The 16,494-nt window shown below is 69.2% G+C and carries 14 protein-coding genes; 3 read left to right on the top strand and 11 right to left on the bottom strand.

The features are described from left to right. Positions 1-147: 147 nt before the first annotated feature. The gene (locus DJ018_RS04585) at positions 148-3,450 is read left to right on the top strand and encodes a CHAT domain-containing protein (protein WP_133254216.1); all 3,303 of its coding nucleotides are present in this window, start codon (positions 148-150) and stop codon (positions 3,448-3,450) included. Between the two features lie 22 nt (positions 3,451-3,472). On the opposite strand, the gene DJ018_RS04580 is transcribed toward DJ018_RS04585, so the two are convergent. The 10 genes from DJ018_RS04580 to DJ018_RS04535 all read right to left on the bottom strand — a co-directional run bounded on the left by DJ018_RS04580 (position 3,473) and on the right by DJ018_RS04535 (position 13,218). Continuing rightward, positions 3,473-3,844 (bottom strand): Fur family transcriptional regulator, encoded by a 372-nt coding sequence (locus DJ018_RS04580; RefSeq protein ID WP_111514677.1) that lies wholly within the window; start codon positions 3,842-3,844, stop codon positions 3,473-3,475. A gap of 76 nt (positions 3,845-3,920) precedes the next feature. Continuing rightward, positions 3,921-4,376: a ribosomal protein S18-alanine N-acetyltransferase gene (gene rimI, locus DJ018_RS04575; RefSeq protein ID WP_111513681.1), complete on the bottom strand. Its 456-nt coding sequence runs from the start codon at positions 4,374-4,376 to the stop codon at positions 3,921-3,923. After that, complete coding sequence (gene tsaB / locus DJ018_RS04570) at positions 4,373-5,002, bottom strand: tRNA (adenosine(37)-N6)-threonylcarbamoyltransferase complex dimerization subunit type 1 TsaB (RefSeq protein WP_165842854.1); 630 nt, start codon at positions 5,000-5,002, stop codon at positions 4,373-4,375. Before tsaB ends, rimI begins: the two co-directional genes overlap by 4 nt. A 33-nt stretch (positions 5,003-5,035) precedes the next feature. Continuing rightward, complete coding sequence (locus DJ018_RS04565; protein WP_111513679.1) at positions 5,036-5,608, bottom strand: NifU family protein; 573 nt, start codon at positions 5,606-5,608, stop codon at positions 5,036-5,038. Between the two features lie 36 nt (positions 5,609-5,644). After that, on the bottom strand, positions 5,645-6,118 hold the full coding sequence (locus DJ018_RS04560) for a universal stress protein (protein ID WP_111513678.1): 474 nt from the start codon (positions 6,116-6,118) through the stop codon (positions 5,645-5,647). Positions 6,119-6,167: 49 nt separating this feature from the next. Continuing rightward, entirely contained in the window at positions 6,168-7,199 is a 1,032-nt protein-coding gene (gene trpS / locus DJ018_RS04555) for a tryptophan--tRNA ligase (protein ID WP_111513677.1), read from the bottom strand. A 143-nt stretch (positions 7,200-7,342) separates the two neighbouring features. Next, positions 7,343-9,031, bottom strand: a complete 1,689-nt coding sequence (murJ, locus tag DJ018_RS04550) for a murein biosynthesis integral membrane protein MurJ (RefSeq protein WP_276309806.1) — start codon at positions 9,029-9,031, stop codon at positions 7,343-7,345. A 51-nt stretch (positions 9,032-9,082) separates the two neighbouring features. Next, on the bottom strand, positions 9,083-11,908 hold the full coding sequence (locus tag DJ018_RS04545; protein WP_111513676.1) for a [protein-PII] uridylyltransferase: 2,826 nt from the start codon (positions 11,906-11,908) through the stop codon (positions 9,083-9,085). 62 nt (positions 11,909-11,970) lie between these two features. After that, positions 11,971-12,933, bottom strand: coding sequence for a glycosyltransferase (locus DJ018_RS04540; protein ID WP_111513675.1), 963 nt, complete (start codon positions 12,931-12,933; stop codon positions 11,971-11,973). Between the two features lie 33 nt (positions 12,934-12,966). Further along, positions 12,967-13,218, bottom strand: a complete 252-nt coding sequence (locus DJ018_RS04535) for a zinc-finger domain-containing protein (protein ID WP_111514675.1) — start codon at positions 13,216-13,218, stop codon at positions 12,967-12,969. Positions 13,219-13,372: 154 nt separating this feature from the next. Between DJ018_RS04535 and DJ018_RS04530 the strand changes: the two genes are divergently transcribed. Then, positions 13,373-14,326: an ABC transporter ATP-binding protein gene (locus DJ018_RS04530; RefSeq protein WP_111513674.1), complete on the top strand. Its 954-nt coding sequence runs from the start codon at positions 13,373-13,375 to the stop codon at positions 14,324-14,326. A gap of 3 nt (positions 14,327-14,329) precedes the next feature. On the opposite strand, the gene DJ018_RS04525 is transcribed toward DJ018_RS04530, so the two are convergent. Next, positions 14,330-15,571 (bottom strand): erythromycin esterase family protein, encoded by a 1,242-nt coding sequence (locus DJ018_RS04525; protein ID WP_111513673.1) that lies wholly within the window; start codon positions 15,569-15,571, stop codon positions 14,330-14,332. A 131-nt stretch (positions 15,572-15,702) separates the two neighbouring features. On the opposite strand from DJ018_RS04525, the gene DJ018_RS04520 reads away from it, so the two are divergent. Further along, positions 15,703-16,488: an SDR family oxidoreductase gene (locus DJ018_RS04520; RefSeq protein ID WP_111513672.1), complete on the top strand. Its 786-nt coding sequence runs from the start codon at positions 15,703-15,705 to the stop codon at positions 16,486-16,488. Positions 16,489-16,494: the final 6 nt, after the last annotated feature.

Here is a 16,494-nt window from a genome sequence, read left to right as displayed (position 1 = left end):
CTAGCGGTCGGCGCTCCAGCCGCTCGGCAGGGAAGGGAGCCGGCACTCGCCAGCGCTGATCGGCGGAATGCCTTCGAAGGTGAAGCTTACCTGCGTCACCAGGTGCTTGAGATCCGGACGCTGGCGGCGGCTGGGAACCGCGCGCGATTGCTGGCGAGCATCGACCGAACCCTGTCCCTGATCGCGACGGTGCAAAACCCGCAGCTCGCCCGGCTGACGATCGCTTGCGCCCTCTCGGACGTCATCGAAGCGCTGCGTGGCGCAGGCGAGATCGAGCGCGCCTACGGGCTCTACAAGGCCGCCGGCGTGCAGATCGGCGAGGCGCTGCCCGCCACGAGCCTTGACCATGCGACCTGGCGGCTTCGTGAGGCTGAACTCTTGCAGCAGATAGGGCAGGGCGCGGCGGCCGGGCAGGTGCTGGACCTGGCCTTGGCGGCGCTTGCCGCCATTCAAGTGAGCGCCGAGGTCAAGGAGCCGATGCTCGCTCGAGCCGGCCGTCTGAAAGCCGGGCTGACGGATGCCGAGGAGACGCTCGGCGGGGCTTTCGGCGGATCTGGCGAGGTCGACCGCCTGGCGTCCGTCGCCCTGGCGGAAGCAGATCCCGCGCTGCGCGCACGCAAACTTGCCCAGCTCGGCAAGGCGATCAGGGTCGACGCAGACGGGGCAGGAGCGGCGCGCTGGCGGCGACCTGGCCTGCTCGACCAGCGGCTGATCGGACTTGTTCTGACGCACACGGACGACCGCAGCCTGGATGCCGAGACGGCCTTCGCCCTGCACCAGCTGGCTGGGCGCACCGGCCCGTCGTTCGATGCGGAGGCTCTCACCCGGCTGGCCTCGGCCAAGGATGAAATTACTCGACGCACCACCCATCAGATGCTGCGGCTGACGGCGCGGCGTGATCGACTTGTGCGTCAGCAGATCCAGGGTGTGGCCCTGCGCATGCTCGAGCCGCCCTCGTCGGCGGCCATCCTGCAGCACGACATCGCCCGACGGCAGCTGATCGCCGACTTCGACCGACGGATTGCGGCGGCCGAGGCGCAGCTTGGGGACCCGGCTGCGATCTCGCTGGTCAGCCTGCGCCAGCTGCAAACCGTGCTCGGCCCGGACGAGGCGGTGCTGGCCCTCTCCAAGACGGCGGGCGGTCACGCGTTGCTGTGTGTCCGACGTGACGGCGCGATGCAGAGCTATGCTCCCGTGAATGCGGCGCGGCTGCGACTGGACGGGCGGCTGGTGCAGGCGGCGCTGACGGCCGGGCACGCGCCTTCGGAGGACGCGGACTCCCAGTACCCTGTTGAGGCAGCGGTCCGGCTCTACGATGTTCTGATCCGGCCGTTCGAACCCTGCCTCAAGCCAGGCGACCGCCTCATCTGGCTTTCCGGAACGGCGGGCGCCCCGGTTCCGCTCGCCGCCCTGCCAGCCAGCGCGCCTCCGAAGCTCCAGCGCGGCTATGACCTTGGCGCGGGGGACTGGCTCGTGAAGCGCCACGCGATCAGCTACGCGGGCTCGGCGGGGGTGATCCTGGCCAGCCGCACTGGCGGCGGAACGGGCGGGGACCTGGATTTCCTCGGCGTCGGTGATCCGGTGCTGGGCGGCTCGACGGCGGCCGGCGAAGACGCAACCAAGGTGGTGCTGCGCGGGCTACGGTCGGGCGTGCGGCTGGATGGACTGGAGCCGCTGCCGGAAACCCGCGACGAGCTGGAGGCCTCAGCCAAGGGCTTCCGCTCCTCCCGCCTGCTTCTGCAGGGCCAAGCGACGGAGCGGGGCTGGCGCCAGGAGATGGTGGGGGCCTACCGTTACCTGTCTTTCGCCACGCATGGCCTCATCCGCGACGATCTGCAGGGGCTGGCGGAGCCGGCGCTCGTCTTCACGCCGGTGTCCGCGGCCGATCCCAATGACGATGGCCTGCTGACCGCCTCCGAGATCGCGGACCTGAACCTGCGCGCTCGCTTTGTGGCGCTGTCGGCCTGCAACACCGCCAACTTCGACATGACGCAGATGGCGCAGGATCTGCCGGCGCTGTCGTCGGCGTTTGCGGTCGCCGGCACGCCGTCAACGCTTGGCACGCTGTGGCCGGTCAACTCCGAGACCGGCAAGCAGGTGGTGACCGGTCTGTTCGCCCGGCTGCGCGACCAGGGGCTCGGACCGGCCGAGGCCCTGGCGCAGGCGCAGAGATCCTTTCTGGCTGCGCCGCCGAGCCGGGCTTACCTGCATCCCAGGTTCTGGGCGCCGTTCGTGATTCTGGGCGATGGAACGCCTCCAGCCGCGGCCGAAACCGCCAAGCCGGCGCTATCGGGCGTGGAGGTGCTGACAGAGCGCGGCGGCGAGGTGCTGTCGCTGGCGCAGGCGCCCGGCGGCGTCGCCGCCCGGCTGATCGCCGACAAGGACGCTGACGGCCGACAAGCCGCGGCCGTGCGGCTGGCGAGCGGGAGCGGCTCGGAGCTTTGGCGGGAGGCGACCGCCGACGGCGCCTCTCGCGTCTTGGTTCAACTGGACGCCGGGCTGCTGAGCGGCGGCTATGCTCTCACGCCCGCAGGACGATACGCGCCCAAGCTGACGCTGTTGAAACCTGACGGCGCCCGCGCCGGCGAGACCCTGGGGGCGGGGCTCGCCAGCGTTGATGCATTTCCGATGGCGGCGGCGCGGCTGGATGGCGAGCAGGCGGTGGTGGCCGTCGGCGAACTGAACTTGCGTGACGCGCCGGGTGCGGGCGGCGGCCGCCTGCACCTGCTGGCGGTCGGCGCAGACCTGCGGCCGCGCGGCCTGTTCACCGTCAGCACGCCGGCCGCCGAGGCGATCGAATCCGCGACCGTGACCCCGCTCGGAAACCGGCTGCTGGTGACGGTGACCTATGTCGGTGCGACGGTCCTGCCGCTGGAGGGCCTCGACGACTATGACGCGGCGACCTGCCGGCCGCAGCGCGCCACGCTGATCGAGCTGCGGGACCTCGCCACAGGCCAGACGCTCGCAGCGCAGACCTTCGACGGCGTGTCGGTCATAGCGGCCGTGGCGCAGGGGCGGGGCGTCTGGCTGGGCGGCGCCCGCCGCACGCCCTGCGGCGAAGATCGGGCGGTGGTGCTGGCGTTGGACGACAAGCTCGCCCCGCGGACGCTGTATGAGGACGCCAACCTGGGCGCCTCGCAGGTGCGCACCCTGGCGCTGACCCCGGGCGGCGCCTTCGCTGCGGCCAGCAAGGCCAATGTCACCGACTACCGCGCGCCGGATGTCGCCGCTGCGGCCAGGGCTGACCCCTACGCCCTGCGACCCTTCCCGGACACCTACTCCGGCCTGCTGGTCACGCTCGACCGGCGCGGCCGTCCCTCCACGCCGCGCCTGCTCGACTCCGGCTCCAACATCTACGTCACCACCGCCTTGGCCCAGCCCTCCGGCGAGATCCTGGTCGGCGGAGCCGTCGCCGGCCAAGCGGCGATCTTCAAGCTGCGAGAGCGGTAATCGCGAACAACCGAGCCCGAGCCTAGTCCTCCAGCGGCATGCCGTAGAGTTCGAGGCGGTGGGCGACGAGGCGGTAGCCGAGCTTGCGGGCGATGGCTTCCTGGAGCGCCTCGATCTCGGGGTCCATGAACTCGACGACCTGGCCGGTCTTCATATCGATGAGGTGGTCGTGGTGCTCGTCCTGGTGCTCCTCGTAGCGGGAGCGGCCGTCGCGAAAGTCGTGGCGGGTGATGATCCCGGCCTCTTCGAACAGGCGCACGGTGCGGTAGACGGTGGCGATGGAGATGTGCGGGTCCACGGCGTGGGCGCGGCGGTGCAGCTCCTCCACGTCCGGGTGGTCCTGGGCTTCCGACAGCACGCGCGCGATGACCCGACGCTGATCGGTCATGCGCATGCCCTTTTCGGTGCACAGCTTTTCGATGCGGTCGGACACGGGCGCGAGCTCCCTGGGTGGTTCGTGAAGGATAGGTCTAAGCGGCGGGGGCGCTCAGGTCGAGACGCATCACGAGCGCGTCCACACGCCCGGCGGTCCCGCGATCGTAGTAAGCGCGCCTGAGGCCCGCACGGGAGAAGCCGAGGCTCTCGTACAGCGCCACGGCCGCATCGTTGTCCACCGCCACTTCGAGGAAGGCTTCCTGGGCGCCGAGTTGCCTGGCGCTGGCCAGGGCGGCAAGCATCAGCTGGCGGCCGACGCCGCTTCGGCGGGCCTCGCCGGAAACGCCCAGCGTCAGCACCTCCATCTCGCCCGCTGCGATGCGGCAGAGCACCAGGCCGATGGCTTCCGCCTCGCCGTGCAGCAGGCCAAACACGCCGGGGCTGGCCAGCAGCTCCTCGAACTCGCTGGCGCCCCAGGGCGAAGGAAACGCCCGGGCGTGGACCGCGGCGAATGTCGCCGCCTGTCCAGGGGTCGCGAAAGCCAGGCTCATGCCGGAAGTTTGGCGTCCGGCGCGCGCAGGTAAAGAGGACGCGGCGGCGTAGGGGTGCGCACGGCGGCGGCGATGCGGGCCACCTGACGGGCGTCGGCGCCTTCGGCGGCCACAACCTTTGCGGCGGGTAGAACCTCCGCCAGCAGCGGCGCGCCGGATCCCACCAGCGTCACCTCACGTCCCATGGAGAGTTCCGCAAGTCGCGCGGCGGCGACGTCCACCGACAGCGCGTCCGGCGCCATCAGGGCTCGGCCGTTCTCGAACCCCTGCAGATAGACTTGGTCCCGGCGCGCATCGATCGCAGCGACGACGAGCCCGGGCGTCTCGCCGGCGAGCGCCTCCAGGGTTCCCACCGCGACGATGGGGATGGAAAGGGCGGAGCCCAGCCCCTTGGCGAAGGCCAGACCCACCCGAAGGCCGGTGAAGGAGCCCGGCCCCACCGTCACGCCGATGCGCTCGAGCTGGTTGAAGGCGAGACCTGCCGCCTGCATGGCGCGCTCGGCCATTGGCGCCAAGCGCTCCTGGTGGCCACGGGCCATGACCTCGGTCTCATGCGCCAGCACGCGCTCGCCGTCGAGGACGGCGACCGAGCAGGCGTTCAGGCAGGTGTCCAGCCCCAGGACGATCATCGGCCTCGCCTAGCCGATCGGCCGGCGGCCTTAAAGGGCCTGTTCGACGCGGGTGACTTCGGGGACGTAGTGCTTGAGCATGTTCTCCACGCCCGCCTTAAGGGTGGCGGACGAGGACGGGCAGCCGGAGCAGGCGCCGCGCATGCTGAGCCACACGACGCCGCTCTCGGCGTCGAAACGGTTGAACAGGATGTCGCCGCCATCCTGGGCCACGGCCGGGCGGATGCGGCTGTCGAGGAGGTCCTTGATCTCGGCGACGATCTGGGCGGTTTCGCCCTCGTACTCGCCTTCGTCATGTCCGCCGGCCGTCTCGCTCGCCTCGTTGAACAGGGGGCGGTTCGAGGTGAAGTGGTCCATGATGGCGGCCAGGATCGGCGCCTTCAGGTGCGGCCAGTCGAACGAGGGGTGCTTACCGACCGTGACGAAGTCCGGGCCGAAAAACACCCGGGTGACGCCTTCCAGATCGAACAGGTCGGAGGCCAGCGGCGAGACCTGAGCCTCGTCGGCGTCGCGGAAATCGCGCGTCCCTTCCCCAAGCACGGTGCGGCCCGGCAGGAACTTCAGGACCTCGGGGTTCGGGGTGGTCTCGGTCTGGATGAACATGCGCCAGATGTGGCGCCGCGGCGCCCCCTGCGCAAGTCACGCCAAATCGGCGATCTCCTCGTCCGTCAGGTCGCCGGGCACGAGAGTGACGGGCACTTTGCGGCCGCCCCACTTAACGCCGTCCTTGGCCAGGGCGGCGACGATAGGACCGGGTCCTCGCCCGCTGACGGAGGTCGCCAGCACCAGGATCTTGATGTCGGGGTCCTCGCCGATGGCCTTCTTGATGCCGGCGCGCACGTTGTCGGCGTGGAGGATCAGGAACTCGGGCGGCAGGCCGGTGGCCTCGAGCACGAACTCGGCCACCTCCTGCAGCTGAGCTTCCGCCTCGGCGCGCTCCTGCCGCTCTATCTCCTCGCGCACGCCGCTCCAGTGCTCGAACACCGCTGGCTCGATCACGCGCAGGATAGCGACGTGGCCGCCCGTCGAGCGCGCACGGCGGCAGGCGAACCGCAGCGCCGTGCGGAACTCGGGCGTGTCGTCCGAAACGACCAGGAACTTGCGGCTGCTCATCGTCAGGAACGGTGGCGCGGCTCGGCGCGGCTGGCAACCTCCCCGAAGGTCAGCCCCAGAAGCCCACCAGTTTGCGGACCTCGGCCATATGCGGCTCGGCCACGGCGCGCGCTCGCTCGCCGCCCTTGGCCAGCACCCGGTCGATCTCGGCCGGATCTGCCAGCAGACGACGCATCTCTCCGCCGATCGGGCCCATCACCGAGACCGCCAGGTCCGCCAGCTTTGGCTTGAAGGCGCCGAAGCCCTGGCCCGCGAACTCCGCCAGCACCTCCGCCTCGGTCTTACCGGCGAGCGCCGCGTAGATGCCCACCAGGTTCTTGGCTTCCGGACGCTCGCTGAGGCCCTCGGAGGTTTCCGGCAGCGGCTCGGCGTCGGTGCGGGCCTTGCGGATCTTCTGCGAGATGGCGTCGGGGTCGTCCGTCAGGCTGATGCGCGAATATTCGGACGGATCCGACTTGCTCATCTTGGCCGAGCCGTCGCGCAGGCTCATCACCCGGGCGCCCGGCCCCTGCGTCACCGGCTCGGGCAGGGGGAAGAAGCCCGGAGCGTTGAAGTCGTTGTTGAACTTCTGGGCGATGTCGCGAGTCAGCTCCAGGTGCTGCTTCTGGTCCTCGCCCACCGGCACGTGGGTTGCCTTGTAGACGAGGATGTCGGCCGCCTGCAGCACCGGGTAGGTGTAGAGCCCGACGCTGGCGCGCTCCTTGTGCTTGCCGCTCTTCTCCTTGAACTGGGTCATCCGGTCGAGCCAGCCGAGGCGGGCGACGCAGTTGAACACCCACGCCAGCTCGCTGTGCTGCGGCACGGCGGACTGGGCGAAGATGGTGGCGACGTTCGGATCGAGGCCGGTCGCCAGATAGGCGGCGGCGATCTCGCGCACCTGGTCCTTCAGCTTGGCCGGGTCCTGCCACACGGTGATGGCGTGCAGGTCGGCGATGAAGATGAAGGTCTCAATCTCGTGCTGCAGGCGGGCGAACTTCACCAGGGCGCCAAGATAGTTGCCCAGGTGGAGGTTGCCGGACGGCTGGACGCCGGAGAGCACGCGCTGGGGGCCCGCGTAGGGCGCCGGAGCTTGGTCGGTCATGGTTGTGCGGCTTCTAAATTCTGGAAGGTCAAGGGTCGCGAGGGCGCCGCTCGGGAAGCGGCGCGACAAGGCGCGGTCAGCGCCATCGCCAGGTGGTGCGAGCCCGGAAAGCCATGGGCGATGCGATTAGGCGTACCGCCGCCTCAGAGCAAGTCCGAAGACGGCGCCGCCTTGTCGCCCTTGCGCCGGCGCAGGGAGGCCTTGAACTCGGCCGGAGTCACCCCGCCGAAGGCGAACAGCAGCGCCGGATAGACTGCGCCGCCCACCGCGCAGACCAGGAGCACGGTGAGCTCCTTCGCCCCATGGTGCAGCCCGAGCTGGGCGACCAACCCCTCCAGCACCGGTCGGAAGTGAGAGGCCAAGGCCAGCAACGCGCCCATTCCGGCGGTGGCGGCGCTGACCCGGACGACCTTGCCCCACGCGCGTGCGCTGGGGCTGTAGGTCTTCGTGCTTCGCAGCCGCACGACCATCTGCAGCACGGTGATCCAGGAGGCGATCGTGGTGGACAGCGCGATGCCTTCGAACCCGATCGTGTGGAACAGGATTACGCCCAGCGCGATGTTCACGCCCACCGAGACGAGCGAGAACCGCATAGGCGTCTTGGTGTCCCCGCGTGCGAAGAAGGCGGGCTGCAGGATTTTGATCAGCACAAAGGCCGGCACGCCCCAGCCGTAATGGAAGAGCAGCTTGGCGGCGTTGGCTGCGTCGGCCGACGTGAAGGCGCCGCGAACGAAGAGGCCGTCGATGAGGTAGCCCGGCATGGCCATCAGGGCGGCGGCGGCGGGTAAGCTGAGCGCCAGGCCGAACACGATCGCCTGGTCCATGGAGCCTTGCGCATCATCGTCGTCGCGGTTCTGCAAGGCCGTGGCGAGCCGAGGCAGCAAGGCGACGCCGATCGCCACGCCGACAAGGCTGAGCGGCAGCTGATAGAACCGCTCGGCGACGTTCAGCCAAACCCGCATGCCCGCGACCTGCGAGGCCAGCATGGCGGAGATGACCAGGTTGATCTGCGTTGCGCTGGAGGCGATCACCCCCGGGCCCATGCGCTTGGCGAGCACCATGATCTCGGGAGTGAGCTTTAGGTGCTTCGGGTGGATCCGGGCGCCGGTCTTGCTGGCGCCCCACCAGCAAAGCGCCGCCTGCGCAACGCCGGCGATCACCACGCCCCAAGAGGCGGCGTAGGCGGCCGTGGTCGGGTCCTTCTGCGGCAGCACCAGCGCCAGCATCACCACGTTGAGCAACGTCGGGTAGAAGCCGTAGATGATGAAGCGGCCGCGCGCCGTCAGCACGCCGGCGAAAAGTGAGGCGATCGCCACGCAGGGCAGATACGGCATGGTGATCTGCGTCAGGACGACAGCCAGCTTGAACTTCGCCGGATCGGACATGTAGCCCGGGCTGTAGACCATCATCAGCCACGGCATGGTCAGCTGGCACAGGACGGTGATCAGCACGGTGGCGGCGGCCACGCTGGCCAGGGCGTCGGCGGCGAAGCGGTCGGCGGCCTCCTTGCCCTCAGCCGCCAGCTTTTTGGAATAATCCGGCACGAAGGCCGCCGCGAAGGCGCCCTCGGCGAAGATCCGCCGGAACAGGTTCGGGAACGTCAGCGCCGTGTAGTAGGCGTCGGCGGCGATTGTCTGGCTGGCGCCCAGCCGCGCCGTGACCACGAGGTCGCGCGCCAGACCCATGAACCGGCTGACCAGAGTCAGTGCCGAATAGATCATCGACGAGCGCAGCAGGCCGCCGGACTTCGCGGGCGGCTTGGCCGGCGGCGGAACAGACTCGGTTCCGGAGACGCGGGTCTCGGTCGCGGGCAGCGGCGTCGTGTCGGTCAAGGAGGCAGGTCCCGTTGGCGGCGCGGCCGCTTGGATTCTTGCGACGATCTCTTAGCGCGCGACGCTAGCGCGGGCGCGCTGCAAATTGGCGCGGCGGCCGGACGGCGGGGCCGCGTCCTCGGCTTCGAGAACCGCCTCGAGAGCGTTCTTGAGGGCGTTGCGCTTTCGGGCGTCGCTCAGCTTTTCGCCATCGGGTCCCGTCACATAGAAGGCGTCCACCGCCCGCTCGCCATAACCGTCGATGTGGGCGGAAAGAATCGAAAGCCCGGCGTCGGAGATGGTGCGCGCCAGGGCGGCCAGCAGGCCCGGGCGGTCGCGGCCGGAGGCTTCCACAACCGTCGAGGTTTCGGACGCTTCGTTGTCCAACACCACCGTCGGGGTGATCGCAAACGCCGCCATGCGCGCCTGGTCGCCGGAGCGCCGCGCCTCGCGCGCCACGGACTCGCCGCGCCCGGCAGCCTCCAGCGCCTCGGCCAGCCGCTGAAGCCCGCGGGGGTTGTCAGCGCCGTAGGCTTGGCCGGTCACGTCCTGCACATAGAAGACGTCCAGAGCCTGGCCGGTGCGGGAGGTGAAGACCCGCGCGCCCACGATGTTGCCGCCCAGAGCGGTCACCGCCTCGGCGAGATCGACGAACAGCCGCGGGCGGTCGGTGGCGGCGATGACCACTTCCACCGCATTCCGCTCGGGCACCACCCGGCAATCCGCAGCCGCCCCGCCCCCGGCCGCCGCACGGCGGGAGAGCGCCGCATGGGCCACCACCTCGCGCGGGTCGAAGGCGGTGTAGTAGGCGTCCTCCATGGCGTCGGCCCAGCTTTCGGCCGTCGGGTCGGCCCTGGCGATGGCGATGCGGGCGTCATAGGCCGCGTTCTCGTGATGACGCTTCAGGGCCGCCGCCGCGTCCGAGCCGCGGCCGCCGCGGAACACCGCTTCCGTGGCCATGTAGAGCTCGCGCATCAGCTGGCCTTTCCAGCCGTTCCAGACGCCCGGCCCCACAGCCCGGATGTCCGCGACGGTCAGCACGAGGAGCAGGCGCAGGCGCTCGGGGTTCTCAACGATGCGGGCGAAGTCGGTCACGGTTCGCGGATCGGACACGTCCCGCTTCTGCGCGTAGTCGCTCATCACGAGGTGATGCTCGACGAGCCAAGCGACGAGCTCGATGCGCGAGCGCTCCAGCCCCAGTCTTTCGCAGGCCTGCCGCGCCGCGCGCGCGCCCGCCTTTTCCTGCCCGCCGGCCCCGCCCTTGCCTGTGTCGTGCAGCAGCATGGCCAGGAACAGGGCTTCGCGATCATCGATCAGCGGCATCACCTGAACCGCCAGCGGGTGGTCTTCCGCCAGACGTCCGGCCGCGATGTCGGCGATCACGCCCACGGCGCGCAGGGTGTGCTCGTCCACCGTGTACGAGTGGTACATGTTGAACTGCATCTGGGCGACGATCCGCCCGTACTCCGGCACGAAGCGGCCCAGGACACCGGCCTCGGTCATCAGGGCGAGCGTCCGCTGGGGATCGCGCCCGTGGGCCAGGATCGACAGGAAGACCTTGGCCGCGTGCCGGTCGCGGCGCACGGCCGAGGTGATCAGCGGCGCAGCCCGCGACGCCTCGGTGAAGGCGTCCGGGTGCAGGTCGAGGTTGCGCGCGTCGGCGATCTTGAACAGGCGCAGAAGGTTGATCGGGTCCTGCTCGAAGACCTCACGGCCCTCGACGGCCAGGCGGCCGTTCACTTCGTGGAAGCCCTTAACGTCCAACGGCTTCTTCTTGGTGCGACGGCCCGGCAGCAGGCGGGAGATGCCGCGTGGCTCGCTCTTCACCCGCTCAGCCTCGAGCTTGGCGGCGAAAACCCGGGTCAGCGATCCCACTTCCTTGGCGATCAGGAAGTAGTGGCGCATGAAGCGCTCCACCGCCGGGTTATCCCCGCGGTCGCCATAGCCCATCCGCCGGGCAATCTCCGGCTGCATGTCGAAGGTCAGCCGCTCTTCCGGGCGGCCGGTGGTGAAATGCAGGTGGCTGCGGACCGCCCACAGGAAGTCAAAGGCGCGGATAAACGCCCGCACCTCGCGGCCGGTGAACATCTCGAGCTGCATCACCTTTTCGATCGGCTCGCCGGGATGCAGGTACTGGGCGATCCAGAAGAGGGTGTTCAGGTCGCGCAGGCCGCCCTTGCCCTCCTTCACGTTGGGCTCGACCATGTAGCGGCTGGCGCCAGCACGGGCGTGCCGGTCGTCGCGCTCCTTGAGCTTGGCGGCGACGAACTCCGCGCCGGTGCCCTTGACGACGTCGGCCTGGAAGCGGCGGACCAGCTCCTGCGCGAGCTCCGGATCACCGGTCAGCCGCCGCGCCTCCAGGATGGAGGTGCGGATGGTGAAATCCTCGCGGGAGAGCTTGATGCACTCCTCCACCGTCCGCGAGGCGTGGCCCACTTTGAAGCCCAGGTCCCACAGGGCGTAGAGCATGTATTCGATGACGCTCTCGGCGTGGGCGGTCTGCTTGTAGGGCCGCACGAACAGCAGATCGATGTCCGAGAACGGAGCCAGGGTGCCGCGGCCATAGCCGCCGACCGCCATCAGAGCGAGACGCTCGCCTTCCGTCGGGTTTCGCGCCCGGTGGATGTGGACCGTGGTGAAGTCGTAGAGCGCGGACACCACCTCGTCGGTGACGCCCGAAAGCAGGCGCGCCGTCTCGATGCCGCCCGCGCCGTTCTCCAGACGCTCCTTGGCGATCATACGACCGCGGAACAGCGCCGATTTGAGGACTTCCAACGCCGCGCGTCGCTGCGCCTGCTCGTCACCCAGGTTTTCGAGGGCGGCGGTGGTCAGCTGGGCGCGCAGCCGCACCCCGTCGACGACATACTCGAGGCGCGTGGGGCGAAGGCGAGGCGGCATGGCGGTCCAGATATAGGCTTTTGGGCCTTCCCGTCGACTGGCGCGTGGCGCACGGGGCGCACTCAGCCCAGCGGACCCTCTCGGCGCCTCGCCTGAGGCGCCAGGCGCATCCAGACCGCTTCCAGCTCCCGCCGGAACACGGCAGGGGACCAACGCCGGGCGGTGTCGAGGCCGGCCTTGCGCATCCTTTCGAGGGCGGGACCGCCGGCCTTCACCAGATCCGCCGCCTGCGCCAGGGCGTCGGCCGCGGCGAAACAGTCGTCCTCGGGCGCCCAGAACCCGTTCTCGTCGGCGCCGAAGTCGCGCCCGCCCAGCCCCAGGAAGCCGCAGCAGATCGCGCCGCTCGCCATGGCTTCCAGCGCCGTGAGGCCAAGCCCTTCCATGCGGGCCAGGCTCAGGAACAGGGCCGATCCCGCAAACGCCTCCGCCACCTGTGCCTCAGGGAGCCCCTCTAGGACGGTCCACTGCAGGTCCGCGTGCCGCGGGTGCATCTGCGGCAGTAGCTTCTGGATCAGATCGGCCTCGAACGGCCGCTTGCTGGGGGTCAGGGCCACCCGCAAGGCCGCGGCGCCTCGCGGAGCGAAGAGCTGATCATCCACGAAGCCGCGAACGACTTCGACTGACGCGTCCGGGAACAGCCGCCCCACGGCCTCGGCTACGGTCGGCCCGACAGCGATCAGCGGCGGGAAGCGCTCAGCGGGGAACCCGTTCAGGGCGTCCAGCGCATTGTAGGCGAACTTGATGTGTCCCTGGCAGAACACCACCGTTCGCTGTGGAAAGCCCGCGGCGGCGGCCAAGGCGTTCTTCGCGTCTTCGGGGATGACGAGCACGTCGTCCGCTTGGAACGGGGTCGCCGGCTCAACGGGCACAGTGGCCGTCGCACCCTCAGGCAAACGACCGGAAGGCCCGAGCCAGAGCCGCGCATCAAAGCCAAGTTCCCGCAGCGTCTGCACATGCCGCAGGATCATCTTCTGGCCGCCGGTGAGGCGGCCATCCGGGAAGCTGAGGTAAAGGATGCGGGCCATCAGACGGCGTCCATCAGGCCCGCGCCAGGCGGCCTAGTGGCCGTGGCTGCCTTCGTAGACGCCGGGCGCCAGGCGCTCGTCCTCAACGCCTTCACCGGCGTCCGCCGCCAGCACGAACCGGCGATCGCAGTAGGAGCACTCGACGAAATCGGCTTCGCCCATCTCCAGCCAGACCCGCGGGTGACCCAGCGCGCCGCCGACGCCGTCGCAGGCGATGCGGCCCGAACGGACCTTGATCACTTCGGGGGCCGGCAGGTCCGGCGTGAGCGCCGGGCGGGCGGGCATCGGTTCCGGGCGGGTTTGGGCCTCGACACCCTTGTTGCGGACACGCGGAGCCATGGACTTGTCTCAAACCTCTGATGCCGGCTGCTTGGCGCAGGCGGAACTCGGGCCTAGGTATGCGACCGCGGCTTTCGCCGTCAACGATCCCGGAGCACCGATGGACCTTCCCCAATACGCAATCGAGGCCAAAGGGCTCACCAAGACCTATCCGGCGACCAAGACATCGCCCGCCATGCAGGCGCTGAAAGGCATCGATCTGGCGATCCCGCGCGGCTCGATCTTCGGCCTGCTGGGACCCAACGGCGCTGGCAAGTCGACCTTCATCAACATCCTGTCTGGCCTGACGCGGAAGACCGGCGGGACGGTCAAGATCTGGGACCGTGATATCGACACGAACGGCCGCAACGCCCGCGCGGCCATCGGCGTAGTGCCGCAGGAAATTGCGGCCGACCCGTTCTTCACGCCCAAGGAGGCGCTGGACGTGGCCGCCGGGATGTACGCCGTTCCGCCGAACGAGCGGCGCACCGACGAACTGCTCGCGGCTCTCGGCCTGTCCGACAAGGCCGGGGCCTATGTCCGCCAACTTTCGGGGGGCATGAAGCGCCGCCTGATGGTCGCCAAGGCCATGGTGCACAACCCGCCTGTTCTGATCCTCGACGAGCCGACCGCCGGCGTGGACGTCGAGCTGCGCCGACAGCTGTGGAACTACGTCCTGGAGCTGAACCGGCAGGGCGTAACCATCGTCCTGACCACCCACTATCTGGAGGAAGCCCAGGAGCTCTGCGACCAGATCGCCATCATCAACCGCGGGCAGGTGGTCGCCTGCGAGCCCACCTCGACCCTGCTGCGCCGGATGGACACCCGCAACGTGATCGTCACGCCGCAGGAGCCCATGGATCACGCGCCCCTGCTGCCCGGGTTTGAAACCAAGCTGCTGAAGTCGGGCGGCTTCTCGGTCGCCTACCGGACCGGCGAGTCCAACGTGGAGCAGGTGCTGGCCGCCATCCGGCTCGCCGGCCTGCACATCAAGGACATCTCCACCGAAGATCCCGACCTCGAGGACATCTTCGTCGCCCTGACCTATCGCGCCGACGAGGCGGCCCAGGTCTGAAGCTTAGCCCCGTAGCGCTGAGACCGGCGTGGTTCGTCGGGTGAAGATCACCGCGTCGAACTGCTTGCCAAGATCTGCCGCGATCCAGTTCGCCTCGCGCTCCTGTGCAGGTAGGTAAACCACACCGATCGCGCGTTGCGGCGCGCGGCGGCCGGTGGGCAGGTCGGACCCCACAAGCACCTGGCGCGCCGCGGCCGTCGCGGACAGGGCCGCTTCGTGGCTGCCGGTGATGCTCGGCCGGACGTCGGAGACGCGGGGCGGCCCGTCCCAGTTTCTGGCCGCCAGAACCTCGCCCTCATGGGTCAACTGCCCAACCAGAAGCGTGCGCCTGCCGTCGCGCAGCAGTTGACCGAGACTGATCTCGCCGCGCTCCGTCATGTTGGTGTGTCGGGCGTCGCCCACATGGGTGTTGTGAGCCCAGATGGCGACTTGGCCGCCCACATGCGCGCGCACGGCCTGCGCTGACGCGGCCATCCGTCTGTCGCGCGCATTCCAGGAGTAGCCGGTGGTCTGGTGCACTCGCCAATATTCCTCGCCGCCCACCACCGCCCGTGCAGCTTGCGCTGCGGCGAAGCGGCCTTCCGCTTGGTCGGGCTTCGGCGGGGGCAGGGCCTTGATCGCGCGCAGCCCTTCCGCGGCCGCCGCCTCGCAACTCCGCCCGCGCCGGACGGCCAGCGAATAGGCTTCCATTGAGCGGCCGTACGGCTTGAAGCACCCGAAGGCCTTGCTCACTGATCGCGCGGCTGCGGGATCCTCCCGGGCCAGATATCGTGTCACGGCCGCCGAGGCGTCGAAGACGTCATAGACGTCGAGGCCGTAGACGCCGATCCGTTGCTCCGGCGCCCGGACAGCGTTGATCGCCCTGAGCCGCTCCACGAAATCGCGGAACTCGGCGTTTCGCCACATCCAGGCGGGGAAAGCCTCGAAGTCGGACAGGGCCTGGGTGGCACTGCGGTCGGTCCCCTCGCCACGTACGTAGCGGTTCACGCGCTCCGCGCCGGACCAGTCGCCCTCAATAGCGACGGCGCGCAGTCCGCCGGTCTGGGCCAAGGCGTCGGTGATGCGAGCACGCTCCAGGTAGAACTCCCGCGTGCCGTGGGTCGCCTCTCCCAAGAGGACGAAGTCGGCCTGAGCCGCCCGGGCAAGCAGCGCCGCGTCGCCCGAGACGGGCTGGGCGGAACCTGGAGGCGCCAACAAGGCCAAACTGCCTAAGATGGCTGCAAAGAAGCTCTTGAACGTCGCCATGCGCCCTGAGGTGGGCTCAGCCGTCCCAGGACAAGCGCCGCCGCTCCACCTGCTTGATCAGCTACATCTTTTCACATCTTCGAACCCGATCCCTTCGCTCCCCGTTTCCGCATCCCGCAAGGAGACGTCAGATGGCGGACGGAGCGAAAGTGGCGCTGGTGACTGGCGCAGGATCGGGTATCGGCAAGGCGGCCGCCTTGCGTCTGGCGCGGGACGGTCTGCGGATCGTGGCGCTGTCTCACAACGACGAAGAAGTGGCTAAGGCCGTCCGTGAGATCGAAGAGCAGGGCGGCGAGGCGCTCGGCGTCACCGCCGACATTTCGGACGCCGATCAGATGCGCCAGGCGGTGCAGCAGATCGAGGAACGCTTCGGCCGCCTTGACGTGGTCTTCTCTAACGCCGGCATCAACGGCGTCTGGGCGCCCATCGACGAGATCCAGCCGGACGAGTGGGACCGCACCATGAACACCAACCTGCGCGGCACCTACCTGACGATCCACTTCGCCGTGCCGCTGATGAAGAGGACCGGTGGCGGCTCGATCCTGATCACCTCGTCAATCAACGGCACCCGCGTATTCTCCAACGCTGGCGCCACGGCCTACTCCTCGACCAAAGCCGCTCAGGTCGCGATGGGCCAGATGCTCGCGTTGGAGCTCGCCAAGCACCAGATCCGCGTGAACGTGATCTGCCCGGGGAAGATCGAGACGAACATCAACGACAACACGGAAAAGCGCGACCTGGAGGAAGCCGCCCAGCCGGCTGAGTACCCGGAAGGTCGGATCCCGCTGACTAAAGGTCAGGGCGCAGAAGCCGAGGAGGTGGCCGAGCTGGTCGCCTTCCTGTCCAGCGACAAGGCAAGGTTCATCTCCGGCACGCCGATCTGGATCGACGGCGGCCAGTCCGTGCTGGTGGGCTGAGGCGCA

It is taken from the genome of Phenylobacterium deserti (genome assembly GCF_003254705.1).
Taxonomy (GTDB): domain Bacteria; phylum Pseudomonadota; class Alphaproteobacteria; order Caulobacterales; family Caulobacteraceae; genus Phenylobacterium; species Phenylobacterium deserti.
The sequence above is the reverse complement of the archived record's forward strand: the minus strand, read 5'-3'. Positions and strand labels throughout refer to the sequence as shown.

Bases quoted from the DNA above. Each gene is read 5' to 3' on its own strand.
- DJ018_RS04580 (WP_111514677.1), bottom strand. From the start codon at position 3,844: ATGCGCATGACCGATCAGCGTCGGGTCATCGCGCGCGTGCTGTCGGAA.
- rimI (WP_111513681.1), bottom strand. From the start codon at position 4,376: ATGAGCCTGGCTTTCGCGACCCCTGGACAGGCGGCGACATTCGCCGCG.
- DJ018_RS04565 (WP_111513679.1), bottom strand. From the start codon at position 5,608: ATGTTCATCCAGACCGAGACCACCCCGAACCCCGAGGTCCTGAAGTTC.
- DJ018_RS04560 (WP_111513678.1), bottom strand. From the start codon at position 6,118: ATGAGCAGCCGCAAGTTCCTGGTCGTTTCGGACGACACGCCCGAGTTC.
- trpS (WP_111513677.1), bottom strand. From the start codon at position 7,199: ATGACCGACCAAGCTCCGGCGCCCTACGCGGGCCCCCAGCGCGTGCTC.
- DJ018_RS04545 (WP_111513676.1), bottom strand. From the start codon at position 11,908: ATGCCGCCTCGCCTTCGCCCCACGCGCCTCGAGTATGTCGTCGACGGG.
- DJ018_RS04540 (WP_111513675.1), bottom strand. From the start codon at position 12,933: ATGGCCCGCATCCTTTACCTCAGCTTCCCGGATGGCCGCCTCACCGGC.
- DJ018_RS04535 (WP_111514675.1), bottom strand. From the start codon at position 13,218: ATGCCCGCCCGCCCGGCGCTCACGCCGGACCTGCCGGCCCCCGAAGTG.
- DJ018_RS04530 (WP_111513674.1), top strand. From the start codon at position 13,373: ATGGACCTTCCCCAATACGCAATCGAGGCCAAAGGGCTCACCAAGACC.
- DJ018_RS04525 (WP_111513673.1), bottom strand. From the start codon at position 15,571: ATGGCGACGTTCAAGAGCTTCTTTGCAGCCATCTTAGGCAGTTTGGCC.
- DJ018_RS04520 (WP_111513672.1), top strand. From the start codon at position 15,703: ATGGCGGACGGAGCGAAAGTGGCGCTGGTGACTGGCGCAGGATCGGGT.